This window comes from Thalassococcus sp. S3, from assembly GCF_004216475.1.
In the GTDB taxonomy this organism is placed as follows: domain Bacteria; phylum Pseudomonadota; class Alphaproteobacteria; order Rhodobacterales; family Rhodobacteraceae.
The window spans coordinates 41,171-63,581 of record NZ_CP022304.1 but is presented as its reverse complement, the minus strand read 5'-3'; the positions used below and the strand labels follow the sequence as shown (position 1 = coordinate 63,581).

The window sequence follows — 22,411 nt, the reverse complement described above, 5'->3', positions numbered from 1 at the left end:
TCCTAAGCGGCCCCGATGGCCTCCAGAGCGGCCCGCGCCACCGCGATATCCTGCTCCGGCGTGCCAGAACCGACGCCGATACCGCCCACAATCTGACCCTGCATGCGAATGGGCAAGCCGCCCCCCAGCGCTGTCACCTCCCCCTCGGTCGCGGCGGCGATGAGCGGTCTAACGGCTTCCGGGATCGTCGATGTCTCTGCGCGGATGGAGGCGGCAGTGCGTGCCTTGGCGCGGGCGCTTTTGCGGCTGAGAAATTTTGCCCCGCTCATGCGGATCTCTCCCAAAGGCTCGCCGCTGGCATCGACAATCACGATGCATTGCGGCTGACCAAGGGCTTCGGCCTTGGCAACCGCAGCCGTCAGCATCGCGAGAGTGGCGGCATTGGTCAGCGCCCGTGTTTCAGTGGTATATTCCATCACCGCGCCCCGTTCACATTCAGGAAAACCGAATAGAGAGAGGTCGTTCCGCAGATAAAGAGACGGTTCAGCTTTGGCCCGCCAAAGCAGACATTGGCCACGATTTCGGGGATGTGGATCTTGCCGATCAGCCGACCCTCGGCGGTCAGGCAATGCACGCCGTCAGCGGCAGACGTCCAGATGCGTCCGGCCTGATCCAGCCGGAACCCGTCGAAGAAACCGTTTGTGCAATCCGCGATCACGTCCCCCCCGGAGAGGCTGCCATCAGATGCCACGCGATGGCGCCGGATATGGGCGGGACCTCCGGAAAGATGCGTGCCGCCGGTATCCGCGATGTAAAGCAGGCTTTCGTCTGGTGAGAAGGCAAGGCCGTTGGGTTTGACGTAATCCTGCGCCATGGCTGTTACGACGCTGGTCTCCGGATCCAGGCGGTAGACGTGACAGGCGCCGATTTCGCTTTCCGCGCGCTCGCCTTCGTAATCCATCATGATCCCGTAGGATGGATCGGTAAACCAGATGGATCCATCGGATTTGACGACGACATCATTGGGCGAATTCAGGCGCTTGCCCTCGAAGTGTTCGGCAATCGCCGTGACCGAGCCATCATGTTCGGTGCGCGTCACCCGCCGTGTGAGATGTTCGCAGGTCACCAGACGCCCCTGCCGGTCGACCGTGTTGCCGTTGGAATTGTTGGACGCTGCCCGAAAGGTAGAGACAGAGCCATCCGTCTCATCCCAGCGGAGCATGCGATTGTTCGGAATATCCGACCAGATCAGATAGCGACCGGCTGGAAACCAGGCCGGACCCTCCGACCAGCGTGCCCCGGTCCAAAGACGCTCGACCCGCGCATGGCCGATCAGGCAATCGTCGAATTCGGGGTCAATGACCTCGAAGCCGGTTCCCTCGATCACTCCGAACATTCTGTCCTCCTGTCCTGTCTTTCGCCGGACGGTTGCCGGGATGCATCGGGTCCGGGCCCCAGATCGCGTGATAGGTGTCTACCGCCCAGCCCCTGCGTTGCAGCCAGACAAAGAGCGCCGCGAAAGCCAGCCAAAGCAGTACCGTGCATCCCCACATCCAGCGCGGTGCATTTGCAAGCCACATGCCGTGCAGAACCGTCGCGGCGGCGGTGATCAGAACGAGATATCCCAGCGACTTATGCACCGCTTCAAAAATCCGGCGGCGCGGGGTCATGTCGTAATGATCCCCACGCGGCGAGCCATCCGGTGCCAAAGCCGTCGGCCCGCCCTTTGTTCCGCGCAGCAGGCCAAGCAGGATTTGCAGCAATGCGCCGCCGATCACCAGATATCCAAGCGTCCCGTGCAGCCCTGCGCCACTGCCCTGATGCGACAGGATCAGCACAAGGCCGAGGATCGACAGAACAAACACCATGCCCTGCCCGATCCAGTGACTGCGCCACCAGAATTGATTGTCCAGCTCTCTGGGCCAATCCTGCCATGGAAGCACCTTCAGAAAACGGGCGACAAGGATGGCCAGTGGGGCCAGGCCCGCCCAGGCGATGAACATCGCGCGGCCATGCCAGGACACGGCCAGCCCGACCTCATGGGCGCGGCCTGTGTCGATGGGATGTGCCAGCCACTCCCACATCAGCCCTTGACCGCACCTGCCGTCATCCCGGTGATGATCTGCCGCGATGCCAAAAGCGTGAAAATGATGGGCGGGATTGCCAGCAACATGCCGGTTGCCATGATCACACCCCATTCGACGTTGAATTCGGACATGTTGTTGACGATCAGGATGGGCACCGTCTTGGTGTCGCGATCCGACAGGGCCGAGGCCAGAAGGTATTCGTTCCACGCCACGCGGAAGGTAAAGATCGCCGCCGCCGCAAGGCCCGGCTTGATCAGGGGCAGGACGACCAGAAAGAACACCTGGAACGGCCCTGCCCCGTCCATCCGGGCCGCTTCCTCAAGCTGTTGGGGCACTTGAACGATAAAGCTTTGCAGGATCCAGATCACGAAGGGCAGGTTCATCGCGACATAGATCAGGATGATCCCCGAATGGGTCCCCGCCAGGCAGACATCCCCGCGTCCGCCGAACGTGTCCCGGATCAACTCACCGACCATGGTGTCCCTGTCGATGCAGAACTCATTGTTCCAAAGACCGAAAACAGGCACCAGAAGCACCGCAGGCGGAACCATCCGGACCATCAGCGTGGTAAATGAGGCCGTATCGCGCCCCATGAACTTGAACCGCACCAGCGCATAGGCGGCCATACATCCGATCACCAGCGTCAAAGCGGTTGAGATCAGCGCGATGATCAGCGAGTTGATGAAAGCCCCGCCAAACTTCACCGCGCAGAAGTCGAGATGGTCCAACTCGTAAGGCAGAACATCACAGAGCGCTGTTTCGTAATTCTGGATCGTCGGCAGGAACAGAAGGCCGGTCGATCCGGAAATGATATCCACATCCAGCTTGAACGAGTTGATCAGCATCAGCGCGATGGGCCCCACCGCCATGAAGATCAGGACGGCAAGAAGGACGAAGAACGCGGGGTTCTGTTTCTCGTAGGTCTGCGCCATCACCCCTCCTCCTCAATCTGCGCGCGCAGACGCGCGGCGCGCATTTCCTGGATGCGGGTGTAGGCGAACATGGCGAGTGTCAGCAGCATCAGGAGCATCAGCAGATAGTTCGACATCGCCGCCGCAACGCCCAGTTCCCGGAACTCCGTCGCGGTGCGCGAGATACGAAGGGCCAGGATCTCGGTGGACAGGCCCGGACCGCCTTCGGTCATCACCAGAATGACCTCCAGCACCTTGAAGGCGTCGATCAGGCGCAGCAGGCAGGTCACGATGAGCACCGGCATCATCAAAGGCAGCTTGATATGCCAGATCTGCTGCCAGGGCGTCGCGCCGTCAATCCGGGCCGCCTCCAGCGCCGAACGCGGCAGGGATTGAAGCGCGGCCAGCGTCAGGATGAAGATGAACGGGGTCCACTGCCAGATATCGGCGATGATGACCGACATCAGGGCATGATCCCCTAGCCAATCGACGCGGGGTAATCCGACGCTGTCGAGAAACTGGTTAAAGGTGCCCAAGGTGGGATGATACATATAACGCCACATCAGACCGACGACGACAGGGGCGATCATCATCGGCAGAATGAAGAGCGTGCGTAAAACCGACATGCCGCGGATGTTGCGATCCAGAAGCAGCGCAAGGCCCACGCCGATCACCATCTCGAGGGTGACGACGAAGAACGCGAATTTCAGCGTTACGCCCAGGCTTTCCCGGAAGTTCGGATCGTTCCACAGAAAGATGTAGTTGCGCAGTCCGACAAACTCCGCCTCGCCGATGGTCTGGCTGGGGTTCCAGTCGCGAAAGCTGCCCCAGACCATATAGCCCAGCGGATAAAGCAGCGCGATCGCCATGATAATCGCGGCAGGTGCCAAGAACATGTAAGGCGTCAGCCGGTTTGCAATCTGGTTGCGTCGGCGGGCGGCCTTTCTGCTGTCCGTAGCTGTGCCGATGGCTGTGTCGGCCATGATCGGGCGTCCTTGTCTGACGGGGAACGTTTGTCGTTACCCGGGGGGCATGCATATGCGCCCCCGGATTTGGAGAGGATTACTTCCAGGTGTAGTACCCGGCCTCCTCCATGACGGCCTGTGTCCGTTCGGCGACGCCGTTCAATGCATCCTGAATATCAAGGTCTTCGGTGAGCACCTTGGACATGGTCGTGCCGATATCGGCGTTGATCTTGCCCCAAACGGGGATGATCGGACGCCAGTCGGGATCGGCGTATTTCAGCGCTTCGCCGAACGTGGCCGAGAACGGATATTTCTCGTTCAGCTCTGCATTCTGATAGGTCGAAAAGCGGGAGGGGTTTCCACCCTGCATCGCCACCATCAGATCGCCCTCTTTCGAGGTCAGCCATTGCATCAGAAGAAAGGCGGCCTCTTTGTTTTCGGCATTCTTGGGAATGGCGATCCCGAACCCGCCGGTTTGTGATCCGCGGCGCACGCCTTTGGGATGCATCGCGTATCCGACCTTGCCGACCACTTTCGACCGTTCCGGATTTTCAAAGCCGGGCATGAAGGCAATTGAATCGAGGAACATCGCCGCGTCGCCGTTGGCGAAGGCATTCGCAGCCTCTGCCGGTCCAAAGCTCATCGCGCCTTCGGGTCCGCAATCGACGATGGTTTTCAACGCGTTGGCGGCTTGCACGCCTGCATCGTTGTTGATGATCGGGTTCCACTGATCGTCGAAGACACGCCCGCCAAGCGGTGCGAGATGCAGCAGGAACGCGTGGCTGGCCTGGTGGCCCGACGCGGCGCGGGAGGCCATGCCGCCCATTCCCGGCTCAACTTCGGGGATCTTGCACGCCGCATCCAGCAATTGATCATAGGTCTCGGGCGCCGGGATGTCGTGCTTTTCAAAGATGTCTTTCCGGTAGGCCAGAACGGATGTCTCCGATCCGAACGGGATGCCGAAGAGCGATCCTGTCGGTCCCGGCAGATAGCCTTTGAAACCGCCTGCGACGCCGATGTTTTCCACGTAGCCATCAATCAGATCGCCGGCGTCATAATTCGGATCGGCCAGCTTTGGGTTCATGAAATACTTGGCGAGGTTCTCAAGCTGGTCGGCAAAGACATAATCCGCTTTCGAGAAAACCACGTAAGAGATCAGGTCGTATTCGCCTTCCTCCTGCGCCAGCTCAAGCGTCTGGCGTTCGCGCATCTTGAGGTAGGGAAGCTGGTCCACCTCAACCTCGATCCCGGTCTGCTTGGTGAATTCCGGCAGCACCTTGATGGCCGCGTTGTAATGCGGATGCGCGGGGAAGTTCACGATCAGGGTCGTGCCCGCATATTCCTCGTACGGGTTTGCCAGCGCCCCGCCTGCCATCAGCGCCGAAAGGGCAAGCCCGGCACAGGTTGCTTTGAACGACTTATTCATTGGATCCTCCCATAAGTCAGTGATTGGGCCGCTGGATCGCGGCCTCTGTTTTCCGGTCAAAAAGGTGAACGCCCTCCGGGTTCACCGCGAATGTCAGGGTCTCGCCAAGCGCGATCGGCGTGTCGGATTTCAGCTCGACCATCACGCTTTGGCCGCCGCAATCACACAGCAGCACAGATTGCGCGCCGATATATTCCGACACGATCACTTTGAGGTTCAGCGACGTCTCGGGCGATGCGTCCGGGCTGTAGGTCAGATCCGAAGGCCTGAGCCCCAACAGCACCTCGCCCGCGCCATAGGTGCGCGCGGCGGCCGCGTGCGCATCGTCCAGCCTCAGATCAAACCCCGCACCGGAGACCCAGGTGCCGCCCTTTTTCTCGGCGATGCTGGCATTCAGAAAGTTCATCGGCGGGGACCCCAGAAAGCCAGCGACGAACTTGTTCACCGGCCGTTTGAACAGGTCCTCAGGCGTGCCCTGCTGCTGGATGTAACCGCCATGCATCACCACGATGCGATCCGCGAGGGTCATCGCCTCGATCTGGTCATGCGTCACGTAGATCATGTTTTTCTGCACGCGCTGCCGCATCAGCGCCAGTTCGGCCCGCATCTGGCCGCGCAGTTTGGCATCGAGGTTCGACAGGGGCTCGTCAAACAGGAAGGTCGCGCTGTCGCGCGTCAGGGCCCGACCCATCGCCACCCGCTGGCGTTGCCCGCCGGAAAGCTCGGCTGGTTTGCGGTGCAGATATTCGGTCAGGCCAAGGATCTCGGCCACCTCTTTGACCTTCTTGGCGATCTCGGCCTTCGGGCGCTTTTGCAGCCGCAGGGCAAACGACATGTTCCGTGCGACGTCCATGTGCGGGTAAAGCGCGTAATCCTGAAACACCATCGCCAGATCGCGGGCCTTCGGCTCAAGATGGCTGACGGGCTTTCCGTCGATGTAGATCTCGCCGCTCGATACGCTTTCCAGCCCGGCGATCATACGCAACGTCGTGGACTTGCCGCATCCGGAGGGCCCGACAAGCACGGTGAACTCGTTGTCTTCCATCTCCAGGTCGATGCCGTGCAGGACTTCAAGATTGCCGTAGCTCTTGGTCAGGTCGTCCAGTTGAATCCTTGGCATTGTCGCGCCGCACCCCCCTCATCGCGTGACAGGTTCATTTGTTACCGGTCACAGACTTATTGTGACCGGTAACACATTAGAGTGCAACACTTTCGACCCCCATAGATTTCAGCAGCTTAGGACTTTTTTGTACTGCCGCGAAAGCTCAGGCGGGTGTCAACGCTCAGATGACGTGGAATCACCGGGGCGTCGTCATCAAGCGCCAGAAGCTCTCCGATCAGTTGCCCGGCGGTCTGGCCGATACCGCGCGAATCGACCTCGACCGTGGTGATATCGGGCGATGCGAATCGCGACACTTCGAAGTTGCCAAAGCCTGCGATCCCGATGTCATCCGGCACCGAAAGGCCCTGCGCAATCAAAGACGATTGCACCCCAAAGGCGGACGCATCCGAGACGCAGAAGATGCAGTCTGTCTCGGGAAACCGCTCGAGTATGACAGGACCGACCGCTGCGCCATCCTGGATCGAAATCGGCGGTTTGCCGTGCTTGAAGATCCGTTCGGTGGACAATCCGGCGGCTTGCATTGCGTCGACAAAGCCCGCGCGCCTTGCCGCGCCGCGGGTCCAGTCATCCTCATCCTCGCCCAGAAACGCGATGTTGCTATATCCCAGAGCGATCAGCGCTTCGGCCATTTGCCGGGCGGCCTCCCGGTTTGAAAAGCCAATCGTATGTCCGATGGGACGCGGCGGCCTCTCCCACAGCTCGATCACCGGGATCCGGGCCTTGGTCAGCAATTCGACGCTGCGGTCCGAATGCCCGTCATAAGACAAGACCAGCGCCTCGGGGCGTCGGCGCAACATCGCCTCGACAAGCTGTTCCTCGCGTTCCATGGAGTAATCCGTGTGGCCCAAAAGGATCTGTTGGCCGATCTCCTCCAACTCCTCGGTCAGTGCCTGAATGGTCTCGGCAAAATGCAGGTTGTTGAGCGACGGCACCAATGCCGCGACAAAGCCCGATCTTTTGGTCGACAGGCTTCCGGCCATTTGATCCGGGACGTAATTCATCTCGCGCACGACCTTGAGGATGCGCTCCCGCGTTTCCTGCGATACGGGGCTGTCCGCACGCAAGGCTCGCGAGACCGTCATCCGCGACACGCCCGCTTCGCGGGCGACATCACGCATGGTCACGGGCGATCCTGGTTTCGCTTGCTTTGACAAAGGGCCGTCTTACTCCGAGTGTGATAGGTCAAAAAATGCAAAGCGCCGCCAACCGGCTCAAGTGGGTCAGGCACGTTAAAGCAGAACGCACATCATTTATCCTGTCTTGAATTGTTACCGATAACAAGGCTATCACGTGGATATCTTCAGCCAGGATCGGAAGAGGCCTTATCGGAATGACCCGCGTTGCGTCCATCGGAGAAGCGATGATCGAACTGTCGATGGCCGAGGCCAATTTGGCCCATGTCGGCGTGGCGGGCGATACCCTCAACACCGCGATCTATCTCAAACGCGCCGCACCTGATCTTGAAGTGGATTACATCACTCGGCTGGGTTCTGACGCTTTTTCCGATCGGATCAGAGAGGCCATCGCAACAGAAGGTATCGGGACTGACCGGATCGAGGTCGAGACGGGAGCGATGCCGGGCCTCTATGCGATTTCGACATCCGAGACAGGCGAACGCTCGTTTTCGTATTGGCGAGGGTCGTCCGCGGCAAGGCGGCTTTTTCAGGGTCCGGACGGGCCGGATTTCTCCGGCCTTGTCGGTTATGACCTCGTCTATCTTTCGGGCATCAGCCTCGCCATTCTGCCGCCGGTGATCCGTGCCGGTTTGCTGGATCACCTTGTAGAGACCGGTCAGCCCTTTGCCTTTGACAGCAACTACCGCCCCGCCCTTTGGGAGAGCCGCGAGGTCGCTCGGGAGACGATGTCTGCTTTCTTTGACAGGGCCAAAATTGCACTGCCCTCCGTCGATGATGAGATGGCGCTTTTTGGGGAGAGCGCCGAGCAGGTGATCGCCCGGTTCAAATCAATGGGATGTCTTGGCGCGGTCAAGCAAGGTGCACGCGGCCCGGTCTCTCTGGGGGCGGTGGTCGATCAAAGTTATGGCGCTGCGCCAAAAGTGGTCGATACCACAGCAGCCGGAGACAGCTTTAACGGCGCCTATCTCGCACAACACTTGGTTGGCCAGGATCAGGCCCAGGCTTTGGTCGCCGCCCATCAATGTGCCCTGCAGGTCGTCCAGCATCGCGGCGCGATCCTGCCGAGGTAACATCCAAATACGAAAAGCGGGCCTTTTCAGGCCCGCCAAAACTTCTCCAACCGATGTTGACCGATTAACGAGTGGTCGTCGTGGTCGTGGTTGTGGTGGTCGACGGATCGTCGTCGTCCGATGCGATCAGCGCGATGGCCAGGATGCCGGCAACAGCGCCAGCAACCACACCAGGGGCAAGTTCGTTGCCGCCCAGCAGAAGACCTGCCGTTTCGTCATCGTCCTGTGTGACGTTCTGTGTCGACACGGTGTTGTTCAGGGGAAGAGGCTGCTCTGCCACGGCCGCAACGGCGGTCGCGGTCGCCAGGGTCAGCCCCGATACGAATGCAATCAATTTATCCATGGTGAAAACCCTTTCTACCTCGGTTTACCGAAGACTTAGTATAGACTGTGAGGTCACGCAATAGAGACACCCCCTCACGCCCGCGTATTGGAGCATTTTTGCCAGCTCCAAAAGGCAAGGTGCCCATTATTTCAACCGTCGAATGTTGAAGTATCCTATGACCGGGCCGCCCCACTGTCTAGACTTCCAAATCGGACCACCACGCGAATCTACCCAGTAATCATTGACGATGCGGCCTGACGGGGCGACGCAGTCCTCCCGGATATGGCGAGTCTGGACAACAAGCCCCACAATATTTAGTGTTTCGGGTCCTTGATCGGCGACCGTACATGCAAAAGAAACGCGGCGCTTTTTGTTGTCCTCTGCCCGAACAAAATGAATTCTCTGTCCCCCGCCCGACCGGTTGCTGAGTGCTGCGATGCTTGGGGACACCTCGCTTGACAGGATGTCACCTCCAAGACCGCGAGTCGCAATCAGCAGATCGGAGCGGAAGGTGAGCGTCGCCGTGGCCGAATCCGTCCAGGTTACGACTTCACCGACGCCAGAATCGGTTCGGCGCGCCACCGGAGACAGGAAAGAGGGGGCGCCATCTGATTGCTCCCGAACAACCTCAAGAACCGGACCGGGTACCCGATTGATCAGGTCTCGGGTCAAAGCCGGACGGGCCGGACGGGCACGTGATCGCGTGACAATCGTCTCCTGGAGCGTCTGGATCAGGGCGATCGTTGTCGATCCCTGCTCATCGCTGCTGGAGCAGGCGGACAGCGCGAAAGCTGCAACCGCCAGAGCCATCAAATATGTCCGCTTCATTCCCAGAACCTCGCAGACTGGCCGTCCAGCGCATCGAAATGCCCTTCCCGAACCTGTTCGTAAAGACGACCCGGCACGAACAGGCGCGCGCCACCATCCCGTTGGATCGGACGGACCGTCGTGCTGACCCGGCGCCGCGATTCGGTGCCGATGAACCAATTTACAGGCAGCGAGAAGCGAATGCCCTTGTCGAACGAGCCCTCGCCGAACTCCTCTGATGACACATCGGTGAGGGTGAAGAAGCCTCCAACCCGCCAACCGTTGTCGAACTGACGGTCGAGCGTGAACGTGGCGCCGATGTCACCGGCCAGGTATCGACCGACATCGATCTGGCCGTGATATCCGCCTCCGAAATCATAGTAGGCTGACACGTGACCTGTCGCGACGGAGTAGTCACGGAAACCAAAGCGCTGATCAAAATCGCGCTGTTTGACATAGTTCGCCTCGATCCCGATCCCCAGGGAGCTTGAGGCCGGTTTCCACAAAAGCTCGCCCGATATACCGCCGAACACGTTTTCGAAATACCCTGCCGATACACGGGCATAGAGGTTATGGCGCGGCTTCCATTGCTTTGAGATGTAGAGCTGATCCAGCGTGGTATCCGCCCCGCGGGCATAAAGCACGCCATCCGTTCTGACCCTGGGCAGCACCGAGTTGGATTCGCGCCCGCCATCCACGTTGCCTGCCAGGCGGTGTGAGATCCGTCCGCCGATCACCCAGCCGCGCGCAAAGCGGTAAGAGGCGGATGCCTCGATCCCCAGATCGAAACGGACCGGGTTGGAGGGGTCGAAATAGGACGGCCTGAAATAGGGTCCGATCGACCAATTGAATTCAGGATAGGGGTCGGTTGCCAAGGCGGCCGTTCGTGGCAGGCGGCCCGCATCGGTGACACCTGTGACAGCGGCAATCGCATCGGAGGCGTCTGCGTCATATTCCAGAGCCTCCAGATCAGACCGCCGGATGGTGACTGTCGACAGCGCCAGGCCGCCATTCACGGGAACGATCCGGAATGTCTCGACCGATGGCGGCATGATGTTTGCCAAGGTGCGCGCCGCGCGCCCAACTGCATTTGACATCGAAAGGTAGCGCGTATTGCGGAACCGCAGCTCGACCGACGTGGCCTGCACATCGACGGCTTCCAGTATCAGACCTTGCTCCAGCAGTTCCGGCGCAAGCGCGTCCCGAACCGTGGTGGGGGCCGCCGCGCTTTGCGCCCAATCCGTTGACCAGGCCTGTGGATTGGCCCGACGGGACGGACGTATCAGAACCGGATCCGGCGCTGCGACCTGAAGCGGGGTGACAGGATCCTTCGGGTTCAGCTGGAAATTCGCCATGATCCCGACTTCGGACCCGTATAGGTAATACGCGCCGATCCTCAGACGCTCGGAATACTGATACTCCACGCCAAAGTTGAAATCGGACTTACGCTCGAACACGTTGCGCTGCACCGTCTCGGGCTCGTAGGCGTCGGACGAATATTCGACCTTGAAGCCCCAGCGATCGTTTGGCGCCCATTCAATCCCCGCAAACGGCGCGGCCGGCCCGCGGAACCACGCGTCATAGGCGGGCTCGCCGCCCAGGCTTTGCGAGGCGTCAAAGCGCGGGCGCTCATCCCCGAAGATCGATCCGATACTGCCGGAGGTGCCCAGACGCCCCCACCCGATACCAGCTGTGATCTTCAGCCGACCCGGCAGGCGAAAACTGCCAGCGCTTGCATCCTGAAAGGTCTTGGTGGCCGCGATGTATTCGCCGCCATAGATGCCCGTGCCCACAAAGTCCTGCAAGCCAAGGGTGATGGCGGGCCAACGCCGCGTTTCCCGGAACAGGAGGAAACGAACGTCAAAGCTGCGGTCGTAGTAGGTGTCAAAGCCGTCGGAGTTCCAGTTCTGGATCCCGATATAACGAAAGCTGGCCGAAATGCGCGGTGTCGCCTGAAAGCTGAGCGTGTTGCGGATGGTCCCGCCAAAGTAAGACACGGTGGCCGTGAACTGACCCTCCGGGCTTGCCTCGCCCGAGGGCATGTCAATCAGACCGGGCGCACCGTAGAAGTTCAACGTGGGTGGTGGAAGCGGTTTGAAACTTGGCGCGTCCTCGGCGGTTTGGGCCGTGGCCATCGCCGGGAGCAAAATGGAGGGGAGTAAAAGCGCGGCCCGAAGTCTTTGTTTCAGTCGCAACACTGTCTTACCCATCCCAGTTTATTCATCCCAAAACGGTTTAGATCACGCTCCCTTGCGGCGCTGCAAGGTCAAATACCCGATGTCAGCGCTACCTTGCGTAAACGCGGCTTCCCAGCCACATAAAGCGGCGCGTTCAGGAGGTCTTGCGTCCTGCCGGGACCTGGGGATGATATCCCTCTACCCAACGCGTGACGACATCGATCGCAGCCTTCTTGTCGCTCGCGGCAAGCGCATGGCGCAAGGCGCGAAGAACCGACGCGATTTCGATCTCCGACAGACGGCCTTCCTGAGCGGCGAAGACCTTGGAGTGGCGGGTTCCGATCAGGTTGCCGGAATAGGTCAGCTCTTCGCTCATCTTCTCGCCGGGCCTGAGCCCGGTGATGGTGATTTCGATATCGCCATCGGGGTTGGCGGTGTCCCTGACGGAATATCCCGCGCTCTCGATAACCTGCCGGGCCAGCTGCATAATCGACACCGGTTTGCCCATATCGAGCACGAAAATCTCGCCTCCCTCGGCCATGGCTCCGGCCTTGAGGACGAGTTTCACGGCTTCCGGCACCGTCATGAAGTACCGTGTGACATCGGGATGCGTCACCGTAATCGGCCCACCCCGCCGCAATTGCTCTTGAAAAAGCGGCACGACCGATCCGGAGGATCCAAGCACGTTGCCAAAGCGGACAATCGTATAGATCGGCCCCTCGCCTTTCGGCACCCGCGTGGCTAAGTCCTGGATCACCAGCTCGGCCAGGCGTTTGGACGCGCCCATGACATTTGTGGGGCGCACTGCCTTGTCCGAGGAAACCAGGATGATTCGCTCGACACCGGCATCTGCGGCCTCTTTCGCCAGGGTTTGTGTGCCGAACACGTTGTTGGCCAGTCCGGCCAAAGGATTCGATTCGACCAGCGGCACATGCTTATAGGCCGCGGCGTGCAGAACCACCTGAATGCTATGATCCGCAAACACCTGCCGAACCTGTCGGGGATCTGTTACGGAGCCCAGGACCGGGACGATTTCGACATCCATCCCCTTCGCCATTTGGCGCAGTTCCATATCGACAGTGTAAAGGGCCAGTTCGCTCAACTCATAAAGAACGATCTTGCGGGGCCGGCAATCCAGCACCTGTCGGCTCAGTTCCGACCCGATCGTCCCCCCGGCGCCCGAGATCAGCACCACCTTGTCCAGATAGCACTCGCTGCCCTCGCCCAGCGTTGCCGCCACTTCGGGGCGGGTCAGGAAATTCTGCGGTGGTACGGGCTTCAGTTTGTCGATCAGGGCCTCTTCGCCGATCAATTGCGAGAATGACGGGATCGTCTGAACTTCAAGGCCCATCTTCTGCAAGCGACGTGCAATCTGGGCCTGTTTGGGGTGGCTCAGCGACGGCACGGCCAGCAGCACCCTGTCGATCTTTTTGTCTTTCACAATCTCAGCGATTCGCACCGGGGTATAGACGGGCAGGCCTGCCACATCCAAACCCTGCAATGCGGAGTTGTCGTCGACAAAAGCCACCGGCGTGATCGTCTCATGTGCGCGAAAGGCCGACACAAGCTGCGTGCCGGTCGTTCCGGCGCCATAGATAAGTACGCGGCAATGTGGCGACGATCTGCGGTAGATGGCCAGCACAACCTGCAACAGGACGGCGCGGCTGACCGCTGAGAACACAAAGAAGCTGATGCCGAATATGACGTGTGTCGATGGATCGAGCGTGAGGCTCGCGAGGCTCGACAGCAGAAAGGAAAAGCCCGAAAGCGCGCAAGCAAAGATCGCTGTCATGCCTACGGCGCTGCCGTCATAGGCGTTCAACTGAACCGAACAAATGCCCAACCAGAATGACAGACCGGCCGCGATCACCATCAGGTAAGGCAGAACGAACGCATACTCGAACGCAGCGTCGGTCATACCGCCCAGTCCGGGTTGAATTGCAAAGGTGAAAAGAAGCGCCAGAGGCACCAACGCCAGATCGAAACCCAGCATAATCGCGCGCTTTTGAGATCGCGTCAGCGACTTTACAAAATTGAGCAGCAAATTCTGTCCCACTCCGAAAACCAGCGGCTCGCCCACCGCACTATCATTATATCAGCACAATTAATGTCGGCCTTATGACGCTAACCCGCAGCGTAGTGCCAAAAAGGTCGGCAAATGGCCAAATCATAGGCGATTTAGCACAGAAAACATCAGTAAGAAAGCAAGTCGAAAAATCGCAATCCCGGAATTGGCAAAATACCGCCTATAGAGGTTCCAGATATTGACACCAGAGGGTTTTAAATGCGGTTCGCCTAGCGCCGATCGCGTGTGAACAGGTTTCCGATTGTCTGAAACACAAGATCGAAGTCATAGCATGTATTCTGATTGCGCTGATAGATCAGGTCCAGCCGCGCTTTCCGGGGAACGCAGATCCGCGAATAGATGTCATCCGTTTCCTGCGATGTCGCGCAGCGCGACAACAACGCCTCTTCATGCTTGTGATAGACGATCGTGGCAAGACCGGTCACACCCGGCCGGGACTTAAGCACCTCGGAATAAAGCTCGGGAAACTGCTCGACATATTGGCGCAAGGGGGGGCGCGGGCCGACAAAACTCAGGTCTCCGCGCAGGATGTTCCAAAGCTGGGGAAATTCATCCAGCCTTTTGCGGCGCAGCCAGGCACCCGTGCGGGTCACGCGGCTTGATTTGTCCCCGCCCGATACGCCGGTATCTTCAGCGACCACGTTCATCGTCCGCAATTTCCAGAGATTGAACGGGGTATCGGGTCCTTTCATCCGCTCTGCCACGTAAAACAGGGGGCGCCCCTCCTTTACGAGAAGATAAATGATCAGACCGATCAGCACCGGCGCCAGTATGATGACAAGAAGGCTTGCAAAGAAAAGGTCGAATATCCGTTTGCGCCAGGTCATTTCTTCCCGCCCTCCATTCTACGCCACTCTTGCACCATCCCCGTCAGACTGCGCTCTTCTGGCGTAAATCGGACATGCTTTTCAAGGCGTACGGTCTCAAGCGAGACGGTCCAGATCACGTCCGCTCCGGGTGTTCTGGAGGTCCAGGGCAGACCCGCTTCGTCCAAAAGCGCACCCATTGCCACCGGCGCCCCCGCCGCGATGTTGATGCAATCCGGCAGATCCTTTTCCTGTGCAAGACCGGCCAAGGCGCGGGAAAGGCCGGCGGGCCCGATATAACTGCGACGTGGCGTATTTCCCTGCCCGTCGCAGTCCAGCGCCATATCGGCATGCCAGCCTCCGACAATTGCATCTGCGCCAACCACGTTCCCGATCCGCAGAATGGTCACCGGCACGTTCCGCGCCCGGCCAAGCGCCAGAGCGGCCTCTTCCATATCCAGCTTTGCGCGCCCGTAGTCTGAAACCGGTGTGCATGGCATCTCTTCCTGCAGCCGTCCGGTGGCCCGCCCGTAGACAGCCGCGCTCGACATCAGAAAGACGCGGCGTGCCTGTCCCTGCTCCGCCGCCCGGATCGCAGCGCAGGCAAGATCGGCGTTCAGCGAAAAGGGCGCGCCCGTGCGACGGTGATACGCGGGTGTCACGCCCGACAGGCAGTAAAGCGCCGCGACATTTTGGGCCGCTTCCGCAAAGGCCGCCTCGTCGGTCAGGGGGTCGAATATGCGAAAACCCGGCGCGGGTGTACGGCTTTGCCACGTGATCTGCGGCACCATGTCCCAATGGTGCCGCAGGATGCGCCCCAGCGCACCGCTGCCACCGGTCACAAGAAGCCCACCTTCGGCAAAGTTCGATGTTCTAGCCGTTGACGTCATGGCGTTAGCCAGTATCTTGCCGACATTCAAATTCCAATGGGTGGCTTTTGTCGCGCGCGGAAAGACGGATCACGGTCGATTGCGCAAAAACAAGACAAAAGGGGCAGCGTCACATGTATCATTTCCTAACAAAGCTATTTCTGGTCCTGGCCACGTCGATCGGTCTCACCGCTTGCGGAAACCTGCCACGCGGTGCGGCGGTCACGAACGAGATCATCGGAAGCGCCGATAGGCCGGACGCCGATTTCGCTGTCTACCCAGTCACCCGCGCTTTCCTACCGACCCTGTCACAATGGCCGCGTGTGGAAGAGCGGCATCTAAGCTGGATCCCAAGCAGCCGGGGCGCATCAAGCCAACTGATCCGGGCCGGCGACACATTGGACATGAAGGTCTGGGACAGCAACGAAAGCTCCCTCCTGACCAGCACCGAGCAGCTTTCGGTTGATCTGAACGGTGTGCGCGTCTCTCCGAACGGGACTGTCTTTGTACCCTATCTCGGCAACGTCAACGTGTCGGGACGGACGCCTGAAAGCGCCCGCGAATCCATTCAGCGCGATCTTGAGGTTATCGTCCCGTCCGCGCAGGTTCAGTTGAGCCTGGTTGCCGGCCGCTCCAATTCCGTCGACCTCGTGGGCGGTGTGAACCAACCCGGCGAATACCCGATGCCGGATCGGAACTATACCGTACTTGCCTTGCTGGCCGCCGGGGGCGGCGTATCGCCGACCATGGACAATCCGCAAATCCGCCTGATCCGTGGCGCGCAGATTTATGGCACCTCCGTCGACCGACTTTATGAAAATCCGTCCTTTGACACCCGCCTTGTCGGCGGCGATCAGATCATCGTGGAAGAAGACGAACGCTATTTCCTCTCCCTCGGTGCCACCGGACAAGAGGCCCTTCATCCATTCACCAAGGATCGTATCTCCGCCATGGACGCCGTGTCGATCGTCGGCGGTGTGGAGGATGTTCGCGGCAACCCCAAGGGCGTTTTGGTGCTTCGGGAATATCCGGCCACATCCGTCAGTCCCGGTGTCCGCGGCCCGCGGGAAACGCGCGTTGTCTTTACGATCGATCTGACCACGGCAGACGGCCTTTTCTCTGCCCGGAAGTTCGAGATCAACAGCAAGGACCTCGTCTTTGTCAGCGAAAGCCCCGTGAGCAATGTTCGTACCGTCTTTGGCCTGATCGGATCGGTGTTCGGTCTGGTGACGACTGCAAGCAATTGATGATCCGCTAGATGCGGATCGCCTTTTCGGGCGGAACCAGGCTGTTGATGTGCTCAATATGCTGCGGCAGGCATTTGGTCAGGAAGTCGTAGTTCTTGACCACGTGTTCACGGGCGGCAGGCCCCAGATGCGCATAGGCGTGTTGATTGGACAGAACCTCAATGACCTGATCCGCCAGTTGCTCGGCATCGAAGAAATCAACCAAAAGACCCGTCTTGCCGTGGGTCATGACCTCCCGGACCGGCGCCACATCTGACGACACGATGGTCGCCTCCATCGCCATTGCCTCCAGCAGCGACCAGGACAGGACAAACGGCATGGTCAGGTAGATGTGGCAGCGGCTGATCTGCACGACATTCTTGAAAAAGTTGTAGGGCACGCGGCCCAGGAAATGCACGCGGTCCCAGTCGAGCCGATCGCCGACTTCGCGCTCCATCTCTCCGCGCAACCCGCCGGGATGCTCGCTCTTGCGGCCATATGACGTCTCGTTACCGCCGATCATCAAAACCCTTGCGTTCGGTCGGGCCTCCAGGATCTTGGGCAGCGCCCTCATGATCTGATGAAACCCCCGGGTCCGCTCCATATTGCGGGCGAGATAGGTGAACACCTCGTCGTCGCGGGTCAATGGCTTTGGCAGGCGCCCCAGCTTCAGCGACACATTCGCATCGGGTCTGAGCTGATCGGTCCGGATCCCGTCGTGACAGACATAGATCTTGTCATGAAAGCTTTTGGGAAAGGTATCGCGCTGCCATTCCGTCGGGCTGTGGCCCAGATCCACGCTTTGAATGTTGAGGCTCGGCACCACGTTGCGCGCATGCAGCAGAAACGGCGTATGTTCCGATGTCGTCTCTTCGGGGTCGAAATTCACCGGGCCGCCATGCAGCATGTAGAAATATTCGAAAAAGCCGATGATCGGCACGTCCGGCATGATCTGCTTGAAAAAGGTCAGCTCTCCCCAGCCGACATGCCCGATCACGATATCCGGGCGAAAGCCGTCCTTGCGCTCGATTTCCTGCACGGCCATCGCAGCGCCAAATCCCATCCCCGCAGCCTCTTCCCAGACCTTGGATAGCCCATAGGCATCCTCTTTCGGGACATGATGGGTGCGGTAGACATGGGTCTTCACCCCGTCCAGTTTGACATTTTCGCGCTGGGTCAGGAACACGATTTCATGCTCCCCCCGGTCCACAAGCCACTTGATCAATTCCCGGTACTGGCCCGGCATATTTTGATGCACAAACAATATCTTCATGCGCGTACTCTTGCCTCGCCCGGCTCCATCGCGCAAGAGGCTCCGAGCAGATCCGGAGGCAAGTGCAATCCGCCGGGTCTTTCGGAAAAGACGAAGTGAGGCATGAGTTGAAAACGGCACTCGTAACCGGCGCCGCCGGCTTTATCGGATACCATTGCTGTGCGCGTCTGCTCCGGGACGGATGGCAGGTGATCGGGGTCGATGCGATGACCGACTATTACGACGTGGTGCTCAAACGCGCCCGCCTGGCCAACCTGCCCGATGGCCCCTTTGAACTTGTCGAAGGCCGGCTGGAAACGCCCGGACTGCTGCAGGACCTGTTTGACCGGCATCGCCCCGATCTGGTGGTTCACCTCGCCGCTCAGGCCGGTGTTCGCTATTCGCTCGATAACCCGCGCGTCTATCTTGATACCAACGTGACCGGCACGTTTGAATTGCTCGAAGCCGCGCGCTGGCATCCTCCAGCGCATACGCTTCTTGCCTCAAGCTCGTCCGCGTACGGCGCAAAGACCGAAATGCCCTATGCCGAGACGGACAGGGCCGATCATCAGATGTCGTTCTACGCGGCCACTAAAAAGGCCACCGAGAACCTGGCCCATGTCTACGCGCATCTGCATGACCTGCCGATCACGATGTTTCGCTTTTTCACGGTCTACGGACCCTGGGGCCGGCCCGATATGGCACCGCACAAGTTCACGCGGGCCATCCTGAGCGGAGAGCCCATAGATATCTACAATCACGGGGACATGCAGCGCGACTTTACCTACGTCGACGACCTGGTTCATGCCCTGTCGTTGCTAGTCGACCAAATCCCCGGAGAAGGCCCCACCATAACGGGGGACAGCCTGTCTCCGGTGGCGCCCTGGCGGCTGGTCAATATTGGCAATTCCGCGCCCGTGCCATTGATGGAGTTCATCGCCGCGATTGAAAAGGCCACCGGCCGCCAGGCCATCCGCAACATGATGCAGATGCAGCCTGGGGACGTGCCTGCCACCTGGGCGGATGCCACTTTGCTGCAGGCCCTGACGGGCTATGCGCCCCAGACCGATCTTCAGACCGGCATCGACCGCTTCGTGAGCTGGTTCAGGGCCTATTACGGCCTTTAGAACCGCGCGCCTTCCGCGATAAGACGCGGCCTTGCATTCAGCGCTTCGATAGAAAACCCGGCAACGGCCTTGTACCGCGCGGCGTGATCGGCCAGCGCCTCCTGCGAAATCACGTCATCGATCCGTTCGAAACGCCCGCCGCACAAATCCTCCACCTTCTGCAGGATCGCATCCGGCCCCGCCCCGCGATTGGCGTTGATCACACCGGTGGTCAGCGGTCGCATCTCAGCCTCGTAGGCCTCAAGCGCTGCGGCTCCGACACCGTGGTGCAGGATCTTCGCACCGATCATGCGGGCATCCATGATGGCCTGGCTCGCGCCATTCGATCCCACGGGATAGGTCGGATGCGCCGCATCGCCCATCAGGGTCACCGGGCCATGCGTCCATTGCTCCAGTGGGTCACGATCCACCATGGGATACTCATAGACGGCTTGCGCGCCCGCGATCAGCGCCGGCACGTCCAGCCAGTCGAACCGCCAATCGGCGAAGTCGGGCGCGAAATCCGCCAGATCCGCTCCCCGATTCCAGTCTTCCTTCTTCCAGCCGTGGGAGGGATCGACGCGCAGTTCCGCAATCCAGTTGATCTCGGCTAGGCCAGTCTCCTCGTCTGCCTCGCTGATCGGATAGGCCACCAGTCGCTGCGTGTCGTGCCCGATCAGCACCATCGCCCCTCCGCCAAAGAACAGCTTGGCCATGCTGGTGCCCCGCCACAGGATCGCGCCATCCCAGATCGGCGCGCCCTCATCCGGGACCATCTGCGCGCGGATCGCCGAATGAATACCGTCCGCTGCGACGATGACATCACCCTGCACCTGCCGCCCGTCCTCCAACAGCAGACGCGCCCCCTCAAACCCAATCGCACGCGCCGAGGTCTCCACACAACCCGCCCCGGCTCGCACGCAAAGCACCTCGTACAGAAGCATCTGCAGCCGCCCGCGATGGATCGAGTATTGCGGCCAGTCATAGCCGGCAAAAGTGCCGCGTGGCTCTTCCCAGATCGTCTTGCCGAGTTTCGAATAAAACCCGTATTGCCGCGTGCGCACACCAATTCGGTCCAACTCCGGCCCCAGCCCCAGATCCATCAGCTCCCGCACCGCATTTGGCTGAATGTTGATCCCCACGCCCAGGGGTTTCAGCTCTCGCACAGCCTCGAAGATCCGGAAGGGCACCCCGATCTGGTGCAGCGTCAATCCCAGCGTCAGCCCGGCAATACCGCCGCCCGCGATCAGAACCGTCATGCGAAATCCTCCCTTTGCGCCGACGCAATCAGCGCAAAGTGTAACTATCAAGCGCAGGTCCCCTGCTTCTTCTCGATATAAATACGGAAAATCCCGCCGCCTGCCAAAGGCGCTTTGGCTAGCCTAACGCGCCGCGATCACCAGATCGGGGCCAAAGATCACATCCGCATGGTCGCGCAGATAGATCTTCAGCCAGGGTGTGAAGCGGTCGGGATGCCGTGCGACCTCAGCCAGAAGATCGTGATAGTCGACCCAGCGCGTCTCCATCACCTCGTCCGGGTTCGGCTCCACCTTCACATCGGCACCCGCGCGGGCCAGGAACACATCGACCACCTCGTGTTCGACCAGTCCGTTGCCCACATCCGCGCGGTATTCCAGATGGTGCCGGAACTCCGGGTAAAGACCCGTGATACCCAACTCCTCCTTCAACCGTCTCACCGCGCAATCGCTTGGGCTTTCACCCCAATCGGGATGCGTGCAGCAGGTATTCGCCCACAGGCCCGGCGTATGGTATTTCCCCATCGCCCGGCGCTGCATCAGGATCTCCCGGCCCCGGATCACGAAGACCGACACCGCCTTGTGGCGCAGCCCGCGCTGATGCGCTTCCAGCTTCTCGACCGGGGTCAAAGTACCGTTTACCCAGGCCGGGATCATCAGGCTCATACCCGTTCTGGTGACACCAGACCTGTCAGATGAGCGATGTTCTTCAGCCCGATCTTGATGTGCGCCAGGGGCCGTGCCTTCACCAGTTCCTTGTTCATATAGGCCTCGAATGTCAGTCGCTGCACGTCGATATCATGGCAGAGCGACACGAACCGCTCCCGCCGGTCATCGGACCGATAATAGGCATTCTGCATGGATTGCAGCACCCGGAACACGGTCTTGTGCTCTTTCATAAAGAGCTTGCGGGCCAATTGCAGGTCTTTGACGCGCCCAGAGCGAAGTGTCGCAGCACAAGCCGTGGCCGCCACCCGACCACCTGCCATCGCATAATAGATCCCCTCGCCCGACGAGGGTGCCACGACACCCGCCGCATCGCCGGCCAGCACGACATCCTTGCCGTTGTCCCAGCGGTCGAGCGGTTTGAGCGGAATGGGCGCGCCCTCCTTGCGCAGGGTCTCGCAATCGCTCAGGCCCGAGGCCGCACGCAGCGACGCCGTCGCCGCTTTCAGATCCACGTTTTCCAGCCCCGTGCCCATGCCCACGCTGGCGCTGTCGCCATGCGGGAAGACCCAGCCGTAGAAATCGGGCGAGATCGCGCCGTCATAGACCACGTCGCAGCGCACCGGATCGTAGACCGCATTCTTGGGCGGCGCCTTGATGATCTCATGATAGGCCAGCACGTAAGGGATCTTGTCGCCTCCCGGCACTTCGGCCCGGCCCACGCGGGAGCGCGCGCCGTCGGCGCCGATCACCAGCTTGCAGGGTAATTCCCGCTCCTCCCCGCTGGCCTTGTCGCGGTAGATCACGGTGGGGCCGCGCCCGTCGCGTTCGATGCGCACGAAGGTGCCCACGAAATACTCCGCCCCGGCCTCGACCGCGCGCTGGCGCAGGAACGGGTCGAAATCCTTGCGGTCGACCATGCCGACAAAACCGTTCTCGATGGGGATGTCCACCGTCCGCCCGGTGGGCGAGATCATGCGGGCCGTGTTCACCTTGGCCACAAGCTGATCGTCGGTGATATGAAAATCCCGCATCAGCCGGGGCGGGATCGCCCCGCCGCAGGGCTTGATCCGACCTTCGCGATCCAAAAGCGCGACCTTGTGGCCCGAGCGGACCAGATCCTCTGCGGCTGTGGCGCCCGACGGCCCTCCGCCCACGACAACGACGTCATACATCT

General features: G+C 60.3%; 21 protein-coding genes. 3 read left to right on the top strand and 18 right to left on the bottom strand.

The genetic code is table 11. The features are described 5' to 3' along the window. Positions 1 to 2: 2 nt before the first annotated feature. The 8 genes from CFI11_RS23645 to CFI11_RS23610 all read right to left on the bottom strand — a co-directional run bounded on the left by CFI11_RS23645 (position 3) and on the right by CFI11_RS23610 (position 7,570). Entirely contained in the window at positions 3 to 416 is a 414-nt protein-coding gene (locus CFI11_RS23645; RefSeq protein ID WP_130410187.1) for a heme-binding protein, read from the bottom strand. Then, positions 416 to 1,336, bottom strand: a complete 921-nt coding sequence (locus tag CFI11_RS23640) for an SMP-30/gluconolactonase/LRE family protein (RefSeq protein WP_130410186.1) — start codon at positions 1,334 to 1,336, stop codon at positions 416 to 418. Before CFI11_RS23640 ends, CFI11_RS23645 begins: the two co-directional genes overlap by 1 nt. Further along, the gene (locus CFI11_RS23635) at positions 1,296 to 2,024 is read right to left on the bottom strand and encodes a cytochrome b561 domain-containing protein (RefSeq protein WP_254449120.1); all 729 of its coding nucleotides are present in this window, start codon (positions 2,022 to 2,024) and stop codon (positions 1,296 to 1,298) included. Before CFI11_RS23635 ends, CFI11_RS23640 begins: the two co-directional genes overlap by 41 nt. Further along, entirely contained in the window at positions 2,024 to 2,959 is a 936-nt protein-coding gene (locus CFI11_RS23630; protein WP_130410185.1) for a carbohydrate ABC transporter permease, read from the bottom strand. Before CFI11_RS23630 ends, CFI11_RS23635 begins: the two co-directional genes overlap by 1 nt. Then, the gene (locus CFI11_RS23625) at positions 2,959 to 3,834 is read right to left on the bottom strand and encodes a carbohydrate ABC transporter permease (RefSeq protein ID WP_174843533.1); all 876 of its coding nucleotides are present in this window, start codon (positions 3,832 to 3,834) and stop codon (positions 2,959 to 2,961) included. The genes CFI11_RS23630 and CFI11_RS23625 overlap by 1 nt, the downstream gene beginning before the upstream one ends. Positions 3,835 to 4,000: 166 nt before the next feature. Next, a complete protein-coding gene (locus CFI11_RS23620; protein WP_130410183.1) occupies positions 4,001 to 5,329 on the bottom strand; it encodes an extracellular solute-binding protein in 1,329 nt (442 codons plus the stop codon). Positions 5,330 to 5,345: 16 nt separating this feature from the next. Further along, positions 5,346 to 6,449 (bottom strand): ABC transporter ATP-binding protein, encoded by a 1,104-nt coding sequence (locus CFI11_RS23615; protein WP_130410182.1) that lies wholly within the window; start codon positions 6,447 to 6,449, stop codon positions 5,346 to 5,348. A 116-nt stretch (positions 6,450 to 6,565) separates the two neighbouring features. Next, positions 6,566 to 7,570: a LacI family DNA-binding transcriptional regulator gene (locus CFI11_RS23610; protein WP_130410181.1), complete on the bottom strand. Its 1,005-nt coding sequence runs from the start codon at positions 7,568 to 7,570 to the stop codon at positions 6,566 to 6,568. Between the two features lie 212 nt (positions 7,571 to 7,782). Between CFI11_RS23610 and CFI11_RS23605 the strand changes: the two genes are divergently transcribed. Further along, on the top strand, positions 7,783 to 8,658 hold the full coding sequence (locus CFI11_RS23605; protein WP_130410180.1) for a sugar kinase: 876 nt from the start codon (positions 7,783 to 7,785) through the stop codon (positions 8,656 to 8,658). A gap of 64 nt (positions 8,659 to 8,722) precedes the next feature. Here CFI11_RS23605 and CFI11_RS23600 read toward each other — a convergent pair whose 3' ends face one another. The 6 genes from CFI11_RS23600 to CFI11_RS23575 all read right to left on the bottom strand — a co-directional run bounded on the left by CFI11_RS23600 (position 8,723) and on the right by CFI11_RS23575 (position 15,749). After that, a complete protein-coding gene (locus CFI11_RS23600) occupies positions 8,723 to 9,001 on the bottom strand; it encodes a hypothetical protein (RefSeq protein WP_130410179.1) in 279 nt (92 codons plus the stop codon). Between the two features lie 126 nt (positions 9,002 to 9,127). Further along, complete coding sequence (locus tag CFI11_RS23595; RefSeq protein WP_130410178.1) at positions 9,128 to 9,811, bottom strand: YjbF family lipoprotein; 684 nt, start codon at positions 9,809 to 9,811, stop codon at positions 9,128 to 9,130. Next, a complete protein-coding gene (locus CFI11_RS23590) occupies positions 9,808 to 11,925 on the bottom strand; it encodes a YjbH domain-containing protein (protein WP_254449119.1) in 2,118 nt (705 codons plus the stop codon). The genes CFI11_RS23595 and CFI11_RS23590 overlap by 4 nt, the downstream gene beginning before the upstream one ends. Before the next feature lie 196 nt (positions 11,926 to 12,121). After that, positions 12,122 to 13,960, bottom strand: coding sequence for a nucleoside-diphosphate sugar epimerase/dehydratase (locus tag CFI11_RS23585; RefSeq protein WP_130410176.1), 1,839 nt, complete (start codon positions 13,958 to 13,960; stop codon positions 12,122 to 12,124). Positions 13,961 to 14,262: 302 nt separating this feature from the next. Then, complete coding sequence (locus CFI11_RS23580) at positions 14,263 to 14,880, bottom strand: sugar transferase (RefSeq protein ID WP_130410175.1); 618 nt, start codon at positions 14,878 to 14,880, stop codon at positions 14,263 to 14,265. After that, positions 14,877 to 15,749 (bottom strand): NAD(P)-dependent oxidoreductase, encoded by an 873-nt coding sequence (locus tag CFI11_RS23575; RefSeq protein ID WP_130410174.1) that lies wholly within the window; start codon positions 15,747 to 15,749, stop codon positions 14,877 to 14,879. The genes CFI11_RS23580 and CFI11_RS23575 overlap by 4 nt, the downstream gene beginning before the upstream one ends. Positions 15,750 to 15,862: 113 nt before the next feature. Between CFI11_RS23575 and CFI11_RS23570 the strand changes: the two genes are divergently transcribed. Then, on the top strand, positions 15,863 to 16,975 hold the full coding sequence (locus tag CFI11_RS23570; RefSeq protein WP_130410173.1) for a polysaccharide biosynthesis/export family protein: 1,113 nt from the start codon (positions 15,863 to 15,865) through the stop codon (positions 16,973 to 16,975). A gap of 7 nt (positions 16,976 to 16,982) precedes the next feature. Here the strand turns inward: CFI11_RS23570 and CFI11_RS23565 are convergent, their stop codons facing one another. Further along, positions 16,983 to 18,227, bottom strand: coding sequence for a glycosyltransferase family 4 protein (locus tag CFI11_RS23565; RefSeq protein WP_130410172.1), 1,245 nt, complete (start codon positions 18,225 to 18,227; stop codon positions 16,983 to 16,985). Positions 18,228 to 18,334: 107 nt separating this feature from the next. On the opposite strand from CFI11_RS23565, the gene CFI11_RS23560 reads away from it, so the two are divergent. Then, a complete protein-coding gene (locus tag CFI11_RS23560) occupies positions 18,335 to 19,333 on the top strand; it encodes an NAD-dependent epimerase/dehydratase family protein (RefSeq protein ID WP_130410171.1) in 999 nt (332 codons plus the stop codon). On the opposite strand, the gene CFI11_RS23555 is transcribed toward CFI11_RS23560, so the two are convergent. The 3 genes from CFI11_RS23555 to CFI11_RS23545 form a co-directional block, all read right to left on the bottom strand. Next, positions 19,330 to 20,571 carry a flavin-dependent oxidoreductase gene (locus tag CFI11_RS23555; RefSeq protein WP_130410170.1) on the bottom strand — a complete coding sequence of 414 codons (1,242 nt, stop codon included), beginning with the start codon at positions 20,569 to 20,571 and terminating at the stop codon, positions 19,330 to 19,332. The genes CFI11_RS23560 and CFI11_RS23555 overlap by 4 nt on opposite strands. A gap of 123 nt (positions 20,572 to 20,694) precedes the next feature. Continuing rightward, entirely contained in the window at positions 20,695 to 21,234 is a 540-nt protein-coding gene (idi, locus tag CFI11_RS23550; RefSeq protein ID WP_130410169.1) for an isopentenyl-diphosphate Delta-isomerase, read from the bottom strand. Further along, a complete protein-coding gene (locus CFI11_RS23545) occupies positions 21,231 to 22,409 on the bottom strand; it encodes a geranylgeranyl diphosphate reductase (RefSeq protein WP_130410168.1) in 1,179 nt (392 codons plus the stop codon). The genes idi and CFI11_RS23545 overlap by 4 nt, the downstream gene beginning before the upstream one ends. Positions 22,410 to 22,411 lie beyond the last annotated feature (2 nt).